This window comes from Ralstonia sp. 1B3, assembly GCF_036631435.1.
The window spans coordinates 55542-73774 of the sequence record NZ_JAPNUG010000038.1 but is presented as its reverse complement, the minus strand read 5'-3'; the positions used below and the strand labels follow the sequence as shown (position 1 = coordinate 73774).

At 64.8% G+C, this 18233-nt stretch carries 16 protein-coding genes and 1 pseudogene; 9 read left to right on the top strand and 8 right to left on the bottom strand.

Annotated elements, in window-relative coordinates; genetic code table 11:
- The 4 genes from OWR21_RS11315 to OWR21_RS11300 all read left to right on the top strand — a co-directional run.
- Positions 1-1203 (top strand): helix-turn-helix transcriptional regulator (locus OWR21_RS11315; protein WP_332395295.1); only part of this gene is annotated, 1203 nt, incomplete at its 5' end.
- A 185-nt stretch (positions 1204-1388) separates the two neighbouring features.
- Entirely contained in the window at positions 1389-1745 is a 357-nt protein-coding gene (locus OWR21_RS11310; RefSeq protein WP_332395293.1) for a hypothetical protein, read from the top strand.
- Between the two features lie 11 nt (positions 1746-1756).
- On the top strand, positions 1757-3436 hold the full coding sequence (locus OWR21_RS11305; RefSeq protein ID WP_332395291.1) for a putative bifunctional diguanylate cyclase/phosphodiesterase: 1680 nt from the start codon (positions 1757-1759) through the stop codon (positions 3434-3436).
- A gap of 410 nt (positions 3437-3846) precedes the next feature.
- Positions 3847-4155 (top strand): H-NS histone family protein, encoded by a 309-nt coding sequence (locus tag OWR21_RS11300; protein ID WP_147214765.1) that lies wholly within the window; start codon positions 3847-3849, stop codon positions 4153-4155.
- Positions 4156-4272: 117 nt separating this feature from the next.
- Here the strand turns inward: OWR21_RS11300 and OWR21_RS11295 are convergent, their stop codons facing one another.
- The 5 genes and pseudogenes from OWR21_RS11295 to OWR21_RS11280 all read right to left on the bottom strand — a co-directional run bounded on the left by OWR21_RS11295 (position 4273) and on the right by OWR21_RS11280 (position 9615).
- On the bottom strand, positions 4273-5814 hold the full coding sequence (locus OWR21_RS11295; protein WP_147214764.1) for a methyl-accepting chemotaxis protein: 1542 nt from the start codon (positions 5812-5814) through the stop codon (positions 4273-4275).
- A 460-nt stretch (positions 5815-6274) separates the two neighbouring features.
- Positions 6275-6718, bottom strand: a pseudogene (locus OWR21_RS12645) (PAS domain-containing protein); the annotation flags it as partial.
- Between the two features lie 428 nt (positions 6719-7146).
- The gene (locus tag OWR21_RS12640; protein WP_442968623.1) at positions 7147-7308 is read right to left on the bottom strand and encodes a hypothetical protein; all 162 of its coding nucleotides are present in this window, start codon (positions 7306-7308) and stop codon (positions 7147-7149) included.
- A gap of 133 nt (positions 7309-7441) precedes the next feature.
- Positions 7442-8467 (bottom strand): UDP-glucose 4-epimerase GalE, encoded by a 1026-nt coding sequence (gene galE, locus OWR21_RS11285; RefSeq protein WP_147214762.1) that lies wholly within the window; start codon positions 8465-8467, stop codon positions 7442-7444.
- A 167-nt stretch (positions 8468-8634) separates the two neighbouring features.
- The gene (locus OWR21_RS11280) at positions 8635-9615 is read right to left on the bottom strand and encodes a tyrosine-type recombinase/integrase (protein ID WP_332395288.1); all 981 of its coding nucleotides are present in this window, start codon (positions 9613-9615) and stop codon (positions 8635-8637) included.
- Positions 9616-9726: 111 nt separating this feature from the next.
- Between OWR21_RS11280 and OWR21_RS11275 the strand changes: the two genes are divergently transcribed.
- The 4 genes from OWR21_RS11275 to otsA all read left to right on the top strand — a co-directional run bounded on the left by OWR21_RS11275 (position 9727) and on the right by otsA (position 14456).
- Positions 9727-9909, top strand: a complete 183-nt coding sequence (locus OWR21_RS11275) for a hypothetical protein (protein WP_332395286.1) — start codon at positions 9727-9729, stop codon at positions 9907-9909.
- A 106-nt stretch (positions 9910-10015) separates the two neighbouring features.
- Positions 10016-12067 carry an NADPH-dependent 2,4-dienoyl-CoA reductase gene (locus tag OWR21_RS11270; RefSeq protein ID WP_332395285.1) on the top strand — a complete coding sequence of 684 codons (2052 nt, stop codon included), beginning with the start codon at positions 10016-10018 and terminating at the stop codon, positions 12065-12067.
- 161 nt (positions 12068-12228) lie between these two features.
- Positions 12229-13029, top strand: a complete 801-nt coding sequence (gene otsB, locus OWR21_RS11265; protein WP_147214761.1) for a trehalose-phosphatase — start codon at positions 12229-12231, stop codon at positions 13027-13029.
- Positions 13026-14456, top strand: coding sequence for an alpha,alpha-trehalose-phosphate synthase (UDP-forming) (gene otsA, locus OWR21_RS11260; protein ID WP_332395283.1), 1431 nt, complete (start codon positions 13026-13028; stop codon positions 14454-14456). The genes otsB and otsA overlap by 4 nt, the downstream gene beginning before the upstream one ends.
- Before the next feature lies 1 nt (position 14457).
- Here the strand turns inward: otsA and OWR21_RS11255 are convergent, their stop codons facing one another.
- From OWR21_RS11255 to OWR21_RS11245, 3 genes are all read right to left on the bottom strand, one after another.
- A complete protein-coding gene (locus tag OWR21_RS11255; protein ID WP_332395281.1) occupies positions 14458-15234 on the bottom strand; it encodes a Mut7-C RNAse domain-containing protein in 777 nt (258 codons plus the stop codon).
- Positions 15235-15383: 149 nt separating this feature from the next.
- On the bottom strand, positions 15384-15713 hold the full coding sequence (locus tag OWR21_RS11250) for a hypothetical protein (RefSeq protein ID WP_332395279.1): 330 nt from the start codon (positions 15711-15713) through the stop codon (positions 15384-15386).
- Positions 15714-15806: 93 nt separating this feature from the next.
- On the bottom strand, positions 15807-16751 hold the full coding sequence (locus OWR21_RS11245) for a LysR family transcriptional regulator (protein WP_147214758.1): 945 nt from the start codon (positions 16749-16751) through the stop codon (positions 15807-15809).
- A 339-nt stretch (positions 16752-17090) separates the two neighbouring features.
- Between OWR21_RS11245 and OWR21_RS11240 the strand changes: the two genes are divergently transcribed.
- Positions 17091-18182: an alpha/beta hydrolase gene (locus tag OWR21_RS11240; protein WP_332395277.1), complete on the top strand. Its 1092-nt coding sequence runs from the start codon at positions 17091-17093 to the stop codon at positions 18180-18182.
- The last annotated feature ends 51 nt before the right edge of the window (positions 18183-18233 follow it).

The following is an 18233-nucleotide window of genomic DNA, read 5'->3' as shown; positions in this document are numbered from 1 at the left end:
CGAGGCGGTACTGAGCCTGCGCAGATGCCGATCGCCCTGGCCCTGCTTTCTGTCTACGCCGGCGCCGAAAGCGCAGACTATTTCGTCTGGGACAAGCACACCGACACGCCCCGCCATGGCGTTTCGTCGGGCTGGTGCCAAGACTGTCCGCAACAGGGACACTGCAACACCTTCTGCCAAGAACTTCAACTGTCCGACGCCGCGCAACCCGAAGAAACACCGTCGGCCGCGATGACCCTGATCGATACGCCCGACATGCGCGTCATGATGCGCCTGCGCACGCGCGACGACGATCTCTCCGAGGTCAGCGCCATCGAGCGCGAAAGCCGCCTGCAGCGCGTGCTGCCGCACCTGCAGCGGGCTGCCCGCATGCAGCAGCGCAACCTCGAGCTGAACGAACTCGCCGCGCTTGGCATGGCCGGGCTGGATACGCTGGACTTTGGCGTGATGGTCATCGAGCGCAGCATGCGCGTGAAATACGCCAATGCCTGGGCGCGCACGATGACGGCGGAAGACGACCGTTTGTCGCTTGATGGCAGCCTGTTGCATTCGGCAGACCACACGCACGACGCGGCGCTGCGCAACCTCATCGAACACGCCGCCGGGTCGCTCGGCGTACAAGGCGCGGCCGGTTCGTGGATGTACCTTGCGCGCGACGGCCGTCCGGTGCCGTTCATTGCTACGCCGCTCACGCCTTCCGATGCGATGCGTTCGTCCTGGGCTTCGCCGCTGGCACTGGTGCTCGTGGGCAATTCCGAGGCGCGCTCCGTCATGGACGCCGGCGTGCTCGCTTCGCTCTTCGGGCTCACCAACAAGGAATGTATCGTCGCTGCGCGGCTGGCCGCAGGCGAAACCCTGCAGGAAATTGCCGAGCGCGAATTCCTCTCGCTGCACACGGTACGCGTGCACATCCGCGACATCCTGCGCAAGACGGGGACGCATCGCCAGTCCGAACTGGTACGCCTGCTGCATCTGCTGCCCAGCGTCGACCTCGAACGTGCCGGTGCCGCCACGCCGACGGCGCCGGCGCGGCCGCCTCAACGCCTGAGTTCACGCTCGGGTCCGCTCCGTCCTTCGCATCACTTCCGACGCCCATTCACGGGCGTCGATCCATCCGCGATACCCGGCTCACGTTTCGCCGGTTTCTGCCGATCCTTCAAGACAGGCGTCGCGCCGTCAGGCTTGCTCGATGCGAAGCGGTAGCGGCGAATGATCCCGACGCATTCTGTGAATAGCGCGCAACAAACGCACCTTTTCGCGGCCTGAAACGACAGGTTTTTGCGCTATCCTCGCCGCAAAACACAGACTAGGCGCTGGTCGTAGATCGGGGGCCGCGCCGGATGCGCTCGCATGCATAACGATTTCCATATTGCGCTGCTGCTGTTTGCGTGGGTCAGCACTGGGCTGACCACGTTTGCCGCACTGGACGCTGCGACACGTCTGCCGGGGGCTCGACGATCGCAAAACGCCGCAACTGGCGCATCGCCTGCGCGGCCATTCTTGGCATTGGGTTGTGGTCGGGGCTTTGGCTCGGCCAGCTCGGCCTGCATCGGCAGGTCGGCGAGCCCATATCCGCGCCCATTGCGGCGACGCTCATGACAACGCTGGCGGCAGCGCTGGCGGCGTTTTCCATCTTGCTGCCAGACCCATCGGCTTCCAATGGCGCACAGGCTCCGCAGCGACGCAGCATTGCCATGGGTGCCGTGGCGCTGGCATCGGGCTGTTGGCGACGGAGCTGTATCTGACGCGCCCCTGGGTGCATGACGAGGCCTTGTCGCTGCGCCGTGCCCTGCTTGGCTGGGGCGGCGGCACGACGGTGCTCGGCGCAGGCGTGTGCCTGGCGATGTGCATGGCATTTCATATGCCGCCCGCGCAGCGTCGCGCCGCTGTGGGTCTGCGTGCACGTGCCGCCGCCGTGCTGGCCACTTCTGCTGTGCTATCGCTCGTGCTGTGGCCAAGCGCTGCGGCATGGCCGGCCGACGAGTCGACGACGCATATCGTGCCCGTCATCATGCTCAGTGCCGGCGGCGTGCTGATCGCACTGGGGCTGCATGCGGTGCTGATGATGCTCGAAACCCGTGTCGACTCGGCGCAGGCACATCTGGAAGCATCGCTGGCGCGGGTGGCAAACCAGGCGCCGCGCCCGCAGTTGCACGACACCCTGACCGGTCTGCCGAACCGCCTGCATCTGCGCGAAGCGCTGGAGGCGGCCATCCTGTCGTCTACACGGCGCGGGCGTCCGTTTGCCCTCTTCTATCTGGATCTCGACAACTTCGGACAGATCAACGACCAATACGGCCGCAATGCCGGCGACCGCGTGCTGCAGATCATTGCCGAGCGCCTGCGCCAGGCCATTCGCGGCGAAGACACCGTGGCGCGCCTGGGTGGCGACGAATTCGGCATCCTCGTCGAGGGTCTGGCGCTGCCCGAGGCCGCAGCGACGATCGGCGACAAGCTGTTGTTCCGCCTGCGCGAATCGGTGGAAGTGGAAGGCCGGCGCCTGCGCGCCACCGCCAGCATCGGCGTCGTCGTTCATCCGCACAACGGCGCGACGGCTGACACGCTGCTCGAACATGCCGACACGGCCATGTTCGATTGCAAGCAGTCCACCGGCAACGCATACCGCTTCTTCGAGCCGCGCCTGAACACCACGGCGCACCGCGTGCTGCAGATTCAACGTGCGCTTTCTCATGCGGCCCTCAACGGGCAACTCTCGGTGTATTACCAGCCGAAGTTCGATGCGCGCACGCAAGCCATGACCGGCGCTGAAGCGCTGCTGCGCTGGAACCATCCGGAGCTGGGCCCGGTGTCGCCGGCGGAGTTCATCCCGCTGGCCGAACGCACCGGCACCATCGTTGAACTGGGCGACTGGGTGGTCGAAGAAGTCTGCCGCCAGATCATGCATTGGGATGCCATCGGCATGTCGCCGCAGCGCATTGCCGTCAACCTTTCGCCACGACAATTCCAGCAGCCTGATCTCGTGCAGCGCCTGTCGCAGATCCTGCATCGCTATCAGGTTGCCGCGCATCGTCTGATGTTCGAGATTACCGAGACGGCCGCCATGCGCGATGCCGGTCAGAGCATCGCGGTCATCCGCCAGATCCAGTCACTCGGCTTTGAGGTGGCCATCGACGACTTCGGCACCGGTTATTCCAGCCTCAGTTATCTGCAGCGATTTCGCGCCCAGCAGATCAAGATCGATCGCGCGTTCGTCTCTGCGCTCGACGACAACCCGCCCGAGGCAGCCGCCATCATTCGCGCCATCTGCGCCATGGCGCACTCATTGGACATGACCGTGGTGGCGGAAGGTGTGGAAACCGAAGCGCAAATGCAGGCCCTCGTGAATCTGCAATGCGATCAGGTGCAGGGCTATCTGCTCGCGCGTCCAATGCCGGCCAAGGATTTTCAGGGGTTACTTGGAATCGAGTACGCCTGAACCGATCGCCTCAAATAGGCGGCACAGAAAATGCGCCATTTCGATGCATTCATGCCTGACCTTTCATAAACCTTTCATCTTCATATTCGGAAATATTTGGCCACGTCGGCCGGCGATTGCCGAAGCAATGAAGCAGTCACATAAAAACATTGTGTAGAAATTGCGTAGTGGCTGCACTGGACCGATTGCAATACAGGCCAATGGTTTTGCAATGGTTCATGTGTTTACGATTTCGACACATCGCGCAAACCCCGCCCCGCGCAGGTTTGCGCAAAATGCAGTGCGGCAGAAAATCCACGTCGTTGACATGAGGTCTTAACGAAATTCAATTCTCTCCTGCAAAGTCGTTATAATGCCCTGGGCTACGGGGAGCGTGCCCACGTTTCAATTGCAAAGCTGAGGAATCCATAATGCCGACTTACAAGGAAATCGTTCAGAAGATCTCTGAACTGCAGCGCCAAGCCGATGAACTCCGGGCAAATGAACAAGCGACGGTGATCGCTGAAATCAAGCACAAGATCGTGGAATACGGCCTGACCGCCGAAGACCTCGGTTTTGGCACCAAGGGCGCCGTGGCCTCGAAGAAGGCTGGCCGCAAGGTGCCCGTGCGCTACCGCGACAACAACGGCAACACCTGGACGGGTCGCGGCAAGCGCCCGGGCTGGCTGGTCAAAGAGCTGTCGTCGGGCCGGAAGATGGAGGATTTTCTGGTCGCCTGAGCAGCGCTTTCAGCGCAGCATTCCGAGCCCGCACAAAGAGGCGCGCCGGAAACCACACAAGAGAAAGGCCGGCGGATTTGCCGGCCTTTGCCTTTCTGCGCGACAGAAGCCGGGCAGTTATACCTGGAAGCGCCCCACTGCCGTGCGCAGCAATTGCGCCTGCTCTTCCAGTGACAGGGCAGCGGCGGCGGCCTGTTCCACGAGCGCGGCATTCTGCTGCGTCACTTCGTCCATCTGGTTCACGGCCTGGTTGACCTGCTCGATACCGGAACTCTGCTCTTCAGACGCCGCAGAAATCTCGCCCATGATGTCCGTGACGCGCTTCACTGCAGTCACCACGTCCTGGATCACCACACCGGCCTCTTCCACCAGCGCCGAGCCGTTCTGCACACGGCCCACCGAATCGCCGATCAACTCCTTGATCTCCTTGGCCGCGCTCGCAGAGCGCTGCGCCAGGCTGCGCACCTCTCCGGCAACGACGGCAAAACCGCGGCCCTGCTCACCCGCGCGCGCCGCCTCCACGGCTGCATTCAGCGCCAGGATGTTGGTTTGGAAAGCGATACCTTCGATCACACCGATGATGTCGGCAATCTTTTTGCTGCTCTCGTTGATGCCGGACATGGTCTCGACCACCCGGCCGACCACCTCCCCGCCCTTGACCGCAATATCCGACGCGTTGACGGCGAGCGTGCTTGCCTGACGGGCGTTGTCGGCGTTCTGCTTCACGATGCTGGTCAGTTCTTCCATGCTCGACGCCGTTTCTTCCAGCGACGAAGCCTGCTGCTCCGTACGCTGCGAGAGGTCGGCATTGCCGGCGGCAATCTGCTTGGTGGCGCTGGCGATGGAATCGGCCGAGTTCTTGATGTCGCTAATCGTGCCGGTCAGCTGCTGCTGCATCTGCGACATGGCGAACAGCATGCTGTCCCGATCCCCCGGGCGCGTGTGCACCTGCAACGCCAGATCGCCGCTGGCGATGCGCGCGGCGATGTCCGCCGCGTAAGCCGGTTCACCGCCCAACTGGCGTTGCAAGCCGCGCGTCACGGCCACCACAACCACCGTCATCACCAAGCCAATACCAAACAGCAGGCTCAGCGATTGGATCAGGGATGTGCGGAACGCTGCATCCACATCATCGATATACAGCCCCGTCGTCATCGACCAGTCCCAAGGCTGGTAGTACGAGACGTAGGTCAGCTTGGGCTCAGCCTTGTCGCTGCCGGGCTTGGGCCAGAGATAGCGCACGAACCCGCCGCCCGCCTTGGCCGTTTGCGCGATGTCCACGAACAGGTGTTTGCCTTCCGGATCCGTTGCGGCGGACATGTTCTTGCCGACCATCTCGGGCTTGATCGGGTGCATGACCGATACGGTGTCGGTTCTCGACAGCGAGAAATAACCGTCGGTGCCATAGCGCATGTCTTTGAGGCGCGCGATGGCCTGGGCCTTGGCCTCGTCCACCGTCATCTTGCCGTCCTGCGCCAGCTGGGCGTATTCCTTGATGACGCTGAACGCCGTTGCGCTGACGTTCTGGAGATCGCGTTGCCGCTCTTCCATTCGCACGGTGCGCGCGCCCCATGCACTCCACAATGTGATGACAAGCAGGCACAGCCAACTCAGGACGAGCGGCAGCCACAGCTTCTGACGAAGCGTGAGTCGATTCATCTTCCTTCCCTCCAAGCGTTTTCTTTTGTCCGCAAGGCACAGATGCATCGCGGCGCTCCCCTGGCGCGATTACACGCGCTCTGCTTGAGCTATCGAACGCGCGCAGGGAAAACTTGAGTAGGGCATGTACCCAGGAAGACGCTGCCGAATGTAAAAGGCGGGAAAAAGAGACTTCAACGCAACGCGTTGGGGTTGATGCTTGAAGCGCGCCGCTGCCGGCTGACGCAGGAGCGGCTGTCGGTGCGGGTTGAGCGGGGACCGCCTCTACAGCAGAAGAATCGATCGGCGACCACGATTCCCACAAGCCATGGCGACGCAGCGTTTCGGGTGCTTCGGCAACGGTCGAAGCGGCTGCCACGGCAATTTCTGCCAGGGCTGCCTTTTGGACCACCTCAATATGCGAGCCCGCCATGCGAACCGCATGGCCACCGGCGTCTCGCACCGCAACGCCGTGCGCGGCCATCTGGCGATAGCCGCCATCCTTGTGCCGCATGCGGAATTCCGCCACGTACGCCGGCGTGTTGCCGTCAACATGTGCCTGGATGCGATTGAGCACCATGGGCAGATCATCCGGATGCACCAGTCGGAGATATTCGCTGGTGCTCGGGCCGATTTCCTTGAGCGTGTAGCCAAGCATGGCCGCAAAGCGCGTGGAAAACTGCGCCGCGCGCGTGACCAGATCGAACTCCCACAGGCCGACATCTGCACCGTCGAGCAACAATTGGTGGCGGGCAACGAGTTCGGCTTCGCGGCGGCGGTAGCTCTGCTCCAGATCGTTGAGCGCCTGTACGGTTTCCTTGCGCAGCCGGATTTCGCGCGCGGCGACGGCAGCCGCGGTGTCGCCCGTGGCGCGATCCCGATAGCCCAGCAGCAGAGCAGCGAGCACCGTGGCAACCGCCCCCATCACGAGCAGCAGCCCCAGCCCCGCCGGCGCATTGGCGGGCACGGCGGAGAGCGTCGAAAACGAACCCGCGAGCGACGCCGTGTACACCGCATCCGCCGTCAGCGCCGTGCCGAACAGCACGCTCACAAACAGGCTCACGCCCGGGCGGCGCACCGCCACACCGGTCGCGCCTGACCGCGCCGAGAGTGCCAGCTGCAGCGCCGCCGCGCACGCCACCGCCGACAAAACAATCACGATGCCGAGCAGCCCAGCGTCTTCCCACGCAGTGGCGCTGAAGCTCGTTACACCCGCCAACAGCAACACCGCCACCGGGCCGCTCACGCTCAGCAACACGCCGAGCAACATGGCGCGCATGAGGCCCGCCCGCCCGCCGAGCACGCACCACAGCGCGGCAACAGCCAGGCTCCAGCAGAACGAAGCCAGCGTCATCACGAGCACAGCGGTGTCTCGTGCAGCGGCCAGCGTGCAAGCAGCGGCAGCAGCGGCACGGCCCACAGCCCGATCGCGGCAAACAGCGCTGTCATGACCAGCGGCACGCGGGTGCGCGACGCGGTAGCGCTGCGCAAGTCATCGAGCAGGCGCAGCAGCAAACTGCCGCGCCGCAGGCCACGACAAAAGGCAGCAGCGCAGGCAACAACGCGTGCGCCAGCGTATTGACCAGGTGAACGATCAACGCCTCATCCACGACGGGGCATCTCCTGCGGATTCGAAGCCTTCAATGGTTCAGCCACGGCTTTGGAAGCCGTCCGGATTCATGCTCTGCCAACGCCACGAGTCTTCACACATGCGCTCGATGCCGTATTGCGCGCGCCACCCGAGCAGCGACGCCGCCAGAGCCGGATCGGCATAGCACGCTGCAATGTCGCCAGGGCGGCGGTCCACGATCTGATAGGGCACCGGCTTGCCGCTGGCGCGCTTGTAGGCCTCCACGACTTCCAGCACTGAATACCCGCGGCCCGTGCCGAGGTTGACGGTAAAGCCGCGGTTGTCACGGCGCAGCGTGTCGAGCGCCGACAAGTGCCCGCGCGCCAGATCCACCACGTGGATGTAGTCGCGCACACCAGTACCGTCGGGCGTCGGCCAGTCGCCACCGTAAATCGAAAGCTTCTCGCGCTTGCCCACCGCCACCTGCGCCACATACGGCATCAGGTTGTTGGGAATGCCGCGCGGGTCCTCGCCGATCAAGCCGCTGTGGTGCGCGCCCACCGGATTGAAATAACGCAGATAGGCGATTTGCCAGGCCGCATTGGAAATCTCCAGATCGCGCAGCACCTGCTCGCCCATCACCTTGGTCTGGCCGTACGGGTTGGTGGCCGAGAGCGGAAACGATTCGGTAATCGGCACGGTATGCGGGTTGCCATACACCGTTGCCGAGGAGCTGAACACCAGCTGGCGCACATTCGCATGCGCCATGGCCGCGCACAGCGTCACCAGCCCGCCCATGTTGTTGTCGTAGTAGGCCAGCGGCTTCTGGACCGATTCGCCGACCGACTTGAGCGCCGCGAAGTGGATGACCGCAGAGATGCGCGAGCTGGCAAACAGGTCGTCGAGCAGGCGGCGGTCACGTACGTCGCCTTGCACGAACTTCGGCGTCTTGGCGGTGATCTGCTCGATGCGCGACAGCACGGTCGAGCTGCTGTTGCAGAAGTTGTCGAGACCGATCACCTGGTAACCCGCATCCAGCAGTTCAACCCAGGTGTGCGAGGCGATGTAGCCGGTGGCGCCGGTCAGCAGAATCGTTTCTGTCATGGGGGTGCGAGGTATCGAGGAAGGAGAGAGCTAGCGCGCCGGTTTGAGCCCGGCATCGTCGTTCTACGCTGCGTCAACCTGCTCGGCAGCGCGCAAAACAGCGCGATCATAGCAAAGGCTGCCACCGGTTCGCGGGCTGTTTGGAGCCCAACCGCCCACAAAACGGCCTACGGCGGACCGTCGGGATGGGCGGCGGCCTGCCACTCAGCATAGGCCGCGCGCAGACGCCATGCCGAAGTCGCATCGCGCAGGCCCAGTGCGTATCCAACCTCAGCAGGGTTTGCGCCTGCGTCGAACAGCGCGGCCGTGTAGCCGTTACGCAGCGTCTGCGGCGAAAGCCGCTCGCTGCGGTGCAGCAACGCCGGCAGCGCGGCCAGCCAGGCCTCCACGCGCCGGTAGACCGACGCCGCATGCATGACGCGCCCGCCCGCATCGGCAACGAATACGCGCTCCCCCGGCACCTCGGCGTGTGCGCGCACCGCCAGCCAGGCAGCCAGCGCCGGACGCGCAGCTTCAAGCATGGGCGCCTTGTACGCCGGGCCGCGCGGGCGCTCGACGGTGATCGCCCCCAGCGCCTCATCCACTTGGCGGAGCAGCAGCGCTTGCACCTGCGCGACCTTCAGCCCCGCGCCATGGCAGACCGCGACGAGCGCCCGGTCGCGCGCCAGCTTGAAGGCGCTGGCGTTGGCGGCGGCCTCGCTGGCCTGCGCGCCCACTTGCAGTGAGGCCTCGATCGCCGCACGCTCGGCGGCTGACAGGAACGTGGTCGGATCGTTCTCGCCCTCGGCCAGCTTCTGCTGGACAGCGGAGCTTGCCGGGTTGTGCGTGCCCGTGCGTTGTTGCTCGATCTGATGGAAGACGCGCTCGATCAAACGCGCGTAGCGGTAGCGATGCAGCTTGGTCAGGCCCGACTCGTCGAGAAAAGCGGCGATGTCGCCCGCGCTCCAGTCGGACAATGCGCGCTGGTGCGATTCGGCCCAGCGCAGCCATTTGCGCCACATCGCGCGATACACCGTCGCCGATGATTCACGATAGCCGCGCGCGGCCAGCCAATGTTCGAAGGCTTGCGCGGGCCGCTCGGCCCAGTCTTGCAGGCTGGGCTGAAACAGATCCGGAACGGGCGTGGCGGGCGGCGTGAATGCGGTCAATGCGGTAGCGGAAATGCTGAAAAACGAGCGTGGGCGGACCGGGAGTCTGGCAATTTCGCGTATCCTGCCGAGCGTAACACGCAGCTCCTGTATCCCATTGCGGACCCCATCGTGAAGAAAACCGACCTCGAAAAACTCAAGGGCCTGAAGATCGCCAACAACCTCAAGCGCGACAGCCAGCGCACCGGCAAGCCCGGCCAGGGCTCCGGCAAGGCGATTCCGCAGAACAAACTGCTGAAAGCGCTGCTGGGCAAGCCCGCAGAAGACGACGCGAAAAAGTCGGGAAAATCCTGACGCGCAGTCCACACATCTAGAGCCCCGCCCTGTTGTTCCAACGGGCGCTTGGGTGCTACCGTCCGGCGCGTTTCCACATCATCGCAGCGCCTCCCCTGCGCCGGACATGCCCGCCTCCACGCCCTCCTCGCCTTACCCCAATCTGCTCAGCCCGCTCGACCTCGGCTTCACCACGCTCAAGAACCGCGTGCTGATGGGGTCGATGCACACCGGGCTGGAAGACGGCAACCACTTCGACCGGCTGGCCGCCTACTTTGCCGACCGCGCACGCGGCGATGTCGGGTTGATGGTCACCGGCGGATTCGCGCCCAACATTGCCGGCTGGACCAAGCCTTTTGCCGGGCGCCTGGCCACCCATGGCGCAGCGCGCCGCCACCGCACGGTCACCAACGCCGTGCATGAGGAAGGCGGCAAGATCGCCCTGCAGATCCTGCATACCGGCCGCTACGGCTATCACCCGCTTGCGGTGGCGCCCACGGCGTTGCGCTCGCCCATCAGCCCGTTCACGCCGCGCGAGTTGTCCGCACGCGGTATCGAACGCCAGATCCGCGCCTTCGTGCGGTGCGCGCAACTGGCCCGCGAAGCCGGCTACGACGGCGTCGAGATCATGGGTTCCGAGGGCTACTTCATCAACCAGTTTCTCGTCACGCATACCAACAAGCGCACCGACGACTGGGGCGGCAGCTATGCCAACCGCATGCGCCTGCCCGTGGAGATCGTCCAGCGCACGCGCGAGGCGGTCGGCAAGGATTTCATCATCATTTATCGCCTGTCGATGATCGACCTGATCCCGGACGGCAGCTCTTGGGAAGAAGTCGTGCAGCTCGCCAAGGCCGTGGAGCGCGCGGGGGCCACCATCATCAACACGGGCATCGGCTGGCACGAGGCGCGCATCCCGACCATTGCGACAAGCGTGCCGCGCGCAGCGTTTGCGTGGGTGACGAAGAAGATGAAGGGCGAGGTCGGCATTCCGCTCGTGACGTCCAACCGCATCAACACGCCGGAGGTGGCAGAGGCCGTGCTGGCCAACGGGTGCGCCGACATGGTGTCGATGGCGCGGCCGCTGCTGGCCGATGCCGACTTCGTACGCAAGGCCGCCACGAATCGCGCGCAGGACATCAACACCTGCATCGCCTGCAACCAGGCGTGCCTGGACCACGCGTTCAAGGCCAAGATTGCGAGTTGCCTCGTCAACCCACGCGCGTGTCACGAGACCGAACTCGTCATCCGCCCGACGCCCGCCAAGCGCCGCTTTGCGGTGGTGGGTGCCGGGCCTGCGGGGCTGTCCGCTGCCATTACGCTGGCCGAGCGTGGGCACGCCGTGGACCTGTTCGACGCAGCACCGGAACTCGGCGGCCAGCTGAACATGGCCAAGACGATCCCAGGCAAGGAAGAATTTCACGAGATGCTGCGCTACTTCACGCGCCGCGTCGAAGCCACGGGGGTGACGCTGCGCCTCGGTGCGCGCGTGGATGCACAGCAACTGCTCGCCGCCAAATACGACGAGATCATCATCGCGACGGGCGTGTCACCGCGCAACCCGAAGATCCCTGGGCAGGACCATCCGAGCGTGCTGTCGTACATCGATGTGCTGCGTCGCCGTAAGCCGGTCGGCAAGCGCGTGGCGATTGTCGGTGCGGGCGGCATCGGCTTCGACGTGGCGGAATTCCTCGCGCTCGACGGCCATTCGCCTACGCTCGATCTGCAGACGTGGCGCGCTGAATGGGGCGTTGGAGACCCGACCGAAGTGCGCGGCGGCGTGGATGGCATCCGCCCCGAACCGCAAACACCCGCGCGCGACATCATCCTGCTGCAGCGGCGCGCCGGCAAACTCGGCGGTGGCCTGGGCAAGACCACCGGCTGGATCCATCGCACAAGCCTGAAGAACCTGGGCGTGCGCATGGTGGGCGGCGTGAACTACGAGCGCATCGGCGACGAAGGCCTGCTGGTGAGCTACGGCGAAAAACGCGAAGCCGCCGAATGGTTGCCGGTCGATTCCATCGTGCTGTGTGCAGGGCAAGAACCGTTGCGCGAACTGGTGGAGCCGCTGCAGGCCGGTGGCGCAAAGGTGCACGTCATCGGCGGCGCTGACGAGGCGCTCGAACTGGACGCCAAACGCGCCATCGACCAGGGCACACGGCTGGCGGCATCACTGTGACGGCTCGGGCACGTGCGATATGAAGGTTTTGCATCACGTGCCCGTTTTTACAATCCTGCAGCCCCCTCTGACCCGCCGCGAATGCCGAAATGACAACGGCTGGCGCAGTCGGCCCGGTTCTTGCGTGAACAGGCGCATCAAGCACATTCACAAGAACCGGTTTGTCCAAGAACGTCTCTCCTCAGTCTTCTGCCAACGCGGCGCCGCTGCCCCCGCTCGACCTGGGGCAAACGGCCTTCCTGCTCGACTTTGACGGCACGCTGGTCGATATCGCGCCGCAACCCGATGCCGTGCATGTCTCCGCGCCGCTGCGTGAATCGCTGGCCGCGCTGCATGCCGCCAGCGGGGGCGCATTGGCGATCATCAGCGGCCGCACGGTGCACGACGTGGAGTCACGCCTGTCGCTGCCCGGCCTCGTTATCGCGGGTGTGCACGGCGCCGAACGCCGCTATGCAGACGGCGGCTTCGTCCGTCTGAGCACCGATGCCGACGCGCTCGCCCGGCTGGAGCGCGAGTTGCGCGCTGAACTCACGCAGTTGTCGACGCAGTTTTCCGGCGTGGTGCTGGAGAGCAAAGGCATTGCATTTGCCCTGCACTACCGCCACGCGCCCGAAGCCGAGAACGCTGTGCTGACGCTGGCTGATCGGCTGGCGCACCGCTATGCCGATCACGTGCGCCTGCAGGCCGGCAAGATGGTCGTCGAACTCAAGCCGCGCGGCGCCAGCAAGGGCGACGTGGTGCACACGCTGATGACCGAGCCGCCGTTCATGGGCCGCACGGTGCTGTTTGCCGGCGACGACCTGACCGATGAAAGCGCCTTCGATGCCGTCAACGCGCTGGATGGCTGGTCGATCAAAGTGGGCGCAGGCCCGAGCCAGGCGCGTTGGCGCGTGCAGGACGCGGCGGCATTGCGGGCCTGGCTGGCAACGCTCACGGCCCCGGCCAAGCGAGGTGCCGCATGAGCCGACTCATTGTGGTTTCCAACCGCGTTGCGCCCGTTGCCGAAGGCCAGGGAACGGCTGGCGGCCTGGCCGTCGGCGTGTTCGATGCGCTGCGCGAAACCGGCGGCATCTGGTTTGGCTGGAGCGGCGAAACCGCGACGACCGTTTCGCACGAACCGAACATCGTCACCAAGGGCAACATTACCTATGCCACCGTCGGCCTGAACCGCAAAGACTACGACCAGTACTACCGGGGCTTTGCCAACGCGACGCTGTGGCCAATCTTCCATTACCGCGTGGATCTGTCGCGCTACGAGCGCCAGGAGTACCACGGCTACCGGCGCGTCAACGCGCAGTTCGCGCATCAGCTCAAGGCGCTGGTGCAGCCCGACGACATTCTCTGGGTACACGACTATCACCTGATCCCGTTTGCCGCAGAGTGCCGCGCGCTGGGGCTGACCAACCGCATCGGGTTCTTCCTGCACATTCCGTTTCCGTCGCCCGAAATCCTGACGACGATTCCGCCGCATGAAGACCTCATGCGCGCGCTGTGTGCGTACGACCTGGTCGGCTTCCAGACCGAGACCGATCGCGTCGCCTTCTACGACTACATCGAGCGCGAAGCCCGCGGCTACATCGAACAGAAGGAACAGAACGGCCCCGTGCACGCCTATGGCCACACGCTGCGCGCCGAGGTCTACCCGATTGGCGTGCATCCGGACGAGATCGCCCAGCAGGCGAAGGCGTCGCTGGCGCGCCGCAATCCGTTCATGCGGCATGCGAGTGTGCGCGGCGAGCGCATCGCGCCCCAGGGGCAAGGCCAAGGCCAGCCGCCCACGAAACTCATCATGAGCGTGGACCGGCTCGATTATTCGAAGGGCCTGCCCGAACGCTTCCGCGCATTCGAGCAATTGCTGGACGATTTCCCAGACCATCGCCGGCACGTGACCTTCATCCAGATCGCGCCCACGTCGCGCCAGGACGTGCAGAGCTATCAGCAAATCCGGCAACGGCTCGAAGCGGAGTCGGGCCGCATCAACGGCAAGCACTCGGAGCTGGACTGGACGCCCATCCGCTACATCAACAAGCAGTACGAACGGCGCGTGTTGATGGCGCTCTTCCGCAGCGCGCAGATCGGTTATGTCACGCCCCTGCGTGACGGCATGAACCTCGTCGCCAAGGAATACGTGGCCGCGCAAGACCCCGAAGACCCGGGCGTGCTGGTGCTGTCGCGCTTTGCCGGCGCGGCGCGCGAGCTGGATGCCGCGCTCATCGTCAACCCATATGACACGCGCGGCATGGCCGAAGCGCTGAACCGCGCATTGACGATGCCGCTGGAAGAACGCAAGGCGCGCTATGCCCACATGATGGACTGGCTGCGCGCGGCCAATCTCACCATCTGGCGCGAGCGGTTCGTGGCCGATCTGCGCAACGCGCCGTCGCAATAAGTCAGGCGCCGGCGCTCCCCGTGCGCGGCATCCGCTCGGTGGCCTCCGCTGCATCGGGGGATGCGTCGGCCTCGGGCCACAGCATGTCGGTCAGCACGGCATTCATGCGCGCCCAGTGCGAACCGGGCCAATAGATCCGCCGGCAGACGTCGCATGTGCTGAAGAGCCGCTGGCGCTCGCGCACGCGGGGCGGCACGCTGGCGGACGCCTCTTCCGCGCTCAGCATGCGCAGCGGCACATTGCATTCGAGACAGCGTGAGAACGGCCTGGCCACATCGGCCAGCCGCAGGCGCGTGACGATCTCGCGCATCTGCGCCTGCGGCTCGCGCGCACGAATGAACGCGCCACGGCGGATGCCACGTCGCTTGAGAAGCTCGCGATCACGCGACAGCACGATCCAGTCTTCCTCGTATGCGAGCGCTTCGATGGCCGCGTCGGCGTAGTTGTTGTCGTAGGCGGTATCGAAGCCCGCCATGCGCAGCAGGCGCGCCGTGGCACCCAGGTGCGCGTCGCACAGAAAGTGCAGCGGCGCGTCGGGCAACACAGGCTGCACGGCTGAAACGGCAACGTGGCCCCTGGCCGGCAGCATGGCCTCCAGCGCAATGGGCCTGCCATCCACCAGGACTTGCCCCACCTCGGTATGCGGCACGCCAAGCGCCTCGATGGCGTGCTTGAGCGTGGCGCCCTCTGCCCACGCGCGCGCCACGGGCTGCCCGCGCAATGCCAGCGGAAGAAGCGGCGTCAGGTTGGAATCGAACGTGAGGACGACGGTCTGCATGCCTGCCACGATACTCCCAACCCAACATGGGTGCCTTGGCACGTTGGCGCCACAAGGGTTTTGCCGGACGCCTGAACAATAAAAATGCGGCGTGACCGGTGAAGTCACGCCGCAAACAGGGAGGAGGAGAAATTCAGTCGCTGCGCGGTTTATGCGCGCGATGCAGCGCCGCCGTTCGGATAGCTCGCATCGCCATTCCACGACAGGTAGCCATACGTATCGGCCTGGCGATCTGCACCTTGGCTGTACGGTTCAAAGCGATCGTTCTTCCACGACAGATAACCGTAGGTATCGGCCTGGCGGTCGGCGCCCTGCGTGTACGGGTCGAAGCGGCCAGCCTGCGTTGCGGCCGGCGCATCGAAGTTGGGCTGGATGGAAGCCGTTGCAGGCTGCGACAGCAACGCAGCGGAAGCCGACACGGTGGCCACCATGGCCAGGACAGCGCGGCGGGAGAAGGCGGAGAAGAGACGGGAGTTCATGATCTGTTCCTTGTTTGCGCTCGTTGTTGCGCTTGGAAGGCAGAATAGATCGTTGCTCCCGTCTGATAAATGCGACTTTGCAGAAATAACTGTTCAGGCGGCGCTAACAATCTGCAGCCGCGGATTTTCCTTGAGCTGCAGGCACGGGTGGTCGGAAAACAGCGTCGCCACCCAGTCCACGAACACCCGCACCTTGGGCGACAGGTGCCGGTTGTGCGGATACACCACCGAGATGGGCAACGGCTCGGAGATATAGTCCGGCAGCACCTCCACCAGCGCGCCCGACACGAGGTGCTCGTACACCAGGAAGCGCGAGGTCTGCAGCAGCCCCAGGCCATGCAGCGCGCACGCCACCGCCGATTCGGCATCGTTGACCGACACCATGCTGCGCACCTTGTGGATCTGCTTCTGCCCGTCGATCACGAAATCCCAGTCCATGCGGCGGCCGTTGCGCGCAGAGAAGTAATTCACCGCCGTGTGGTCCTGCAGGTCTTCCAGCGTCTTGGGCGTGCCGCAGCGGGCCAGGTATTCCGGCGACGCGCAATTGACCATCGACAGCTGGCCGATGCGGCGCGCAACCAGGCTGGAATCCTGCAACTCGCCACCGCGCACGGCGCAATCCACGCCCTCCTGCACAAGGTCGACGGTGCGATCGCTCATGCCGATCTCCAGCTGAAGATCGGGGTACGCCGCATGAAAATCGCGAATGCGCGGCACGAGCAACCGTTTGCCAATCGACGCTGGAACATCGATGCGCAACGTGCCGCGCGCGCCCGACGCGCTCTGGGAGAAGGCAGCCTCGGTTTCTTCCAGATCGCCCAGCAGACGCACGCAGCGCTCGTAATACGCAGCGCCGTCGGCCGTGACATTCACACGGCGCGTGGTCCGGTGCAGCAGGCGCACGCCGAGATGCGCCTCAAGGCTTTGCACCAGGTTCGTCACCGTGGCGCGGGGTAACTGAAGGCTGTCGGCAGCCTTCGTGAAGCTGCTAGCTTCCACGACACGCGTGAAAACCTGCATGGCCTGCAAGCGATCCATCTGCGGCTCCTTAGGGACGGACTCCACGGGGCGGGCGCACTGCCCGATCAAAACGGGCAATGCGCCGGACCTGTGGAATCAAGGGGTCTGCTCATGCTCGAGAACACCCACGCATTCTGAGCATGGGGCGCGATCAGGAAGGCGGCGACTACGGATTTTCGCAGTGCAACAAGATCGGCCTTGAGCTAGGACACTTTGTAGCACAACCGTAAATTTTGATTGTTCGGCTGCAACTAATAGTGATGTCTGATTATAGGCATTTATCCGCGTTCGTCTAATCACCATCATTCAGCCCATCGATATCCGGGTTATCCGCAAAGGTAAGCCCCGCCTGACATCATGGGTTCTTCTCCACCGCGCCTCGTTGTTTCGGATCGCTCGCTGACCAGCGATGCGGCATCGGCCGCTGTTCGTCCAGCGCGACCGTACGCAACGCCCGCCCCCAAAAATGTTGCACTGAATAACAATTTGCGCGGCGCAGCATCGACGCTGCCTGAGCAAGCTTCTGCGTGCGAGGAAACGGCCCGCGCCGTGCCGCTGCCCCGCGCGGTCACGGCCGAAGATTATTGGACCCAGGGCTACGCCAGCCGCATCCGCCTGCGCGTGTTCCGCCCTGAAATGCACGCCGACGATGCCGCCGCACCGTTGCGCCGCCCCGGTGTGCTGTACCTGCATGGCGGTGGCTTCGTACGCGGCTCGATCGACGATGCTGACGCGCCGGCGCGCCACCTGGCCGCCACATTGCCGGCGGTGGTGGTCACGGTCGGCTATTCGCTGGCGCCGGCCGCGCCCTTTCCGGCCGCACCCGAAGATGTGTACGCCGCGCTGTGCTGCATGGCCGACCATGCCGACGCATGGGGTATTGACCGCCGCCGCATCGCGGTGGCCGGGCATGACGCCGGCGGCAACCTGTCTGCCGCACTGACGATGATTGCGCGCGACCGTGGCGGCCCGAACCTGCGTGCGCAAGTCCTGATCGCGCCGATGCTCGATCCGACCATGGCCCGCATGCGCCCCGACCACCTGGCCGACGCCGACAACTCGGCCGAAGTCTGCGCCGACTGCTATCGCCAGTACCTGCCCCGCCCGACCGAGCGCGTGCACCCCTATGCCGCCCCGGTGGAATCGCGCCGCCTGCAGGGCCTGCCCCCCGCCCTGCTGCTCACCGCGCCCCAAGACCTGCTGCGCACCGAAGCCGAGCGCTATGCCGCATGTCTCATTGAAGCGGGCGTGGCCACGCAGGTCGTGCGCGTGAACGAAGCCTGCCATGACTCGATTGCCATGAGCGCCGTGGCGCAAGACGAGATGACGTGCTTCCTGCGCTGGCACCTCGGCATGACGCGGCAGGCAGCAGCCCCCCGCAAACGCCGCCCACGTGCGGACCGGAAGGACCGCACCTCCATAGACCCGACCGGGGAGACGCCTGGCTGAACCCATACAACAAGAAACGGAGTGCGAGGCCGCCCGCGTATTTCTACGCTG

Coding starts and splice junctions, on each gene's coding strand:
- OWR21_RS11300 (WP_147214765.1), top strand. CDS start 3,847: ATGCCGACTTACAAGGAAATCGTTCAGAAGATCTCTGAACTGCAGCGC.
- OWR21_RS11295 (WP_147214764.1), bottom strand. CDS start 5,814: ATGAATCGACTCACGCTTCGTCAGAAGCTGTGGCTGCCGCTCGTCCTG.
- galE (WP_147214762.1), bottom strand. CDS start 8,467: ATGACAGAAACGATTCTGCTGACCGGCGCCACCGGCTACATCGCCTCG.
- OWR21_RS11270 (WP_332395285.1), top strand. CDS start 10,016: ATGCCCGCCTCCACGCCCTCCTCGCCTTACCCCAATCTGCTCAGCCCG.
- otsA (WP_332395283.1), top strand. CDS start 13,026: ATGAGCCGACTCATTGTGGTTTCCAACCGCGTTGCGCCCGTTGCCGAA.
- OWR21_RS11255 (WP_332395281.1), bottom strand. CDS start 15,234: ATGCAGACCGTCGTCCTCACGTTCGATTCCAACCTGACGCCGCTTCTT.
- OWR21_RS11250 (WP_332395279.1), bottom strand. CDS start 15,713: ATGAACTCCCGTCTCTTCTCCGCCTTCTCCCGCCGCGCTGTCCTGGCC.
- OWR21_RS11245 (WP_147214758.1), bottom strand. CDS start 16,751: ATGGATCGCTTGCAGGCCATGCAGGTTTTCACGCGTGTCGTGGAAGCT.
- OWR21_RS11240 (WP_332395277.1), top strand. CDS start 17,091: ATGGGTTCTTCTCCACCGCGCCTCGTTGTTTCGGATCGCTCGCTGACC.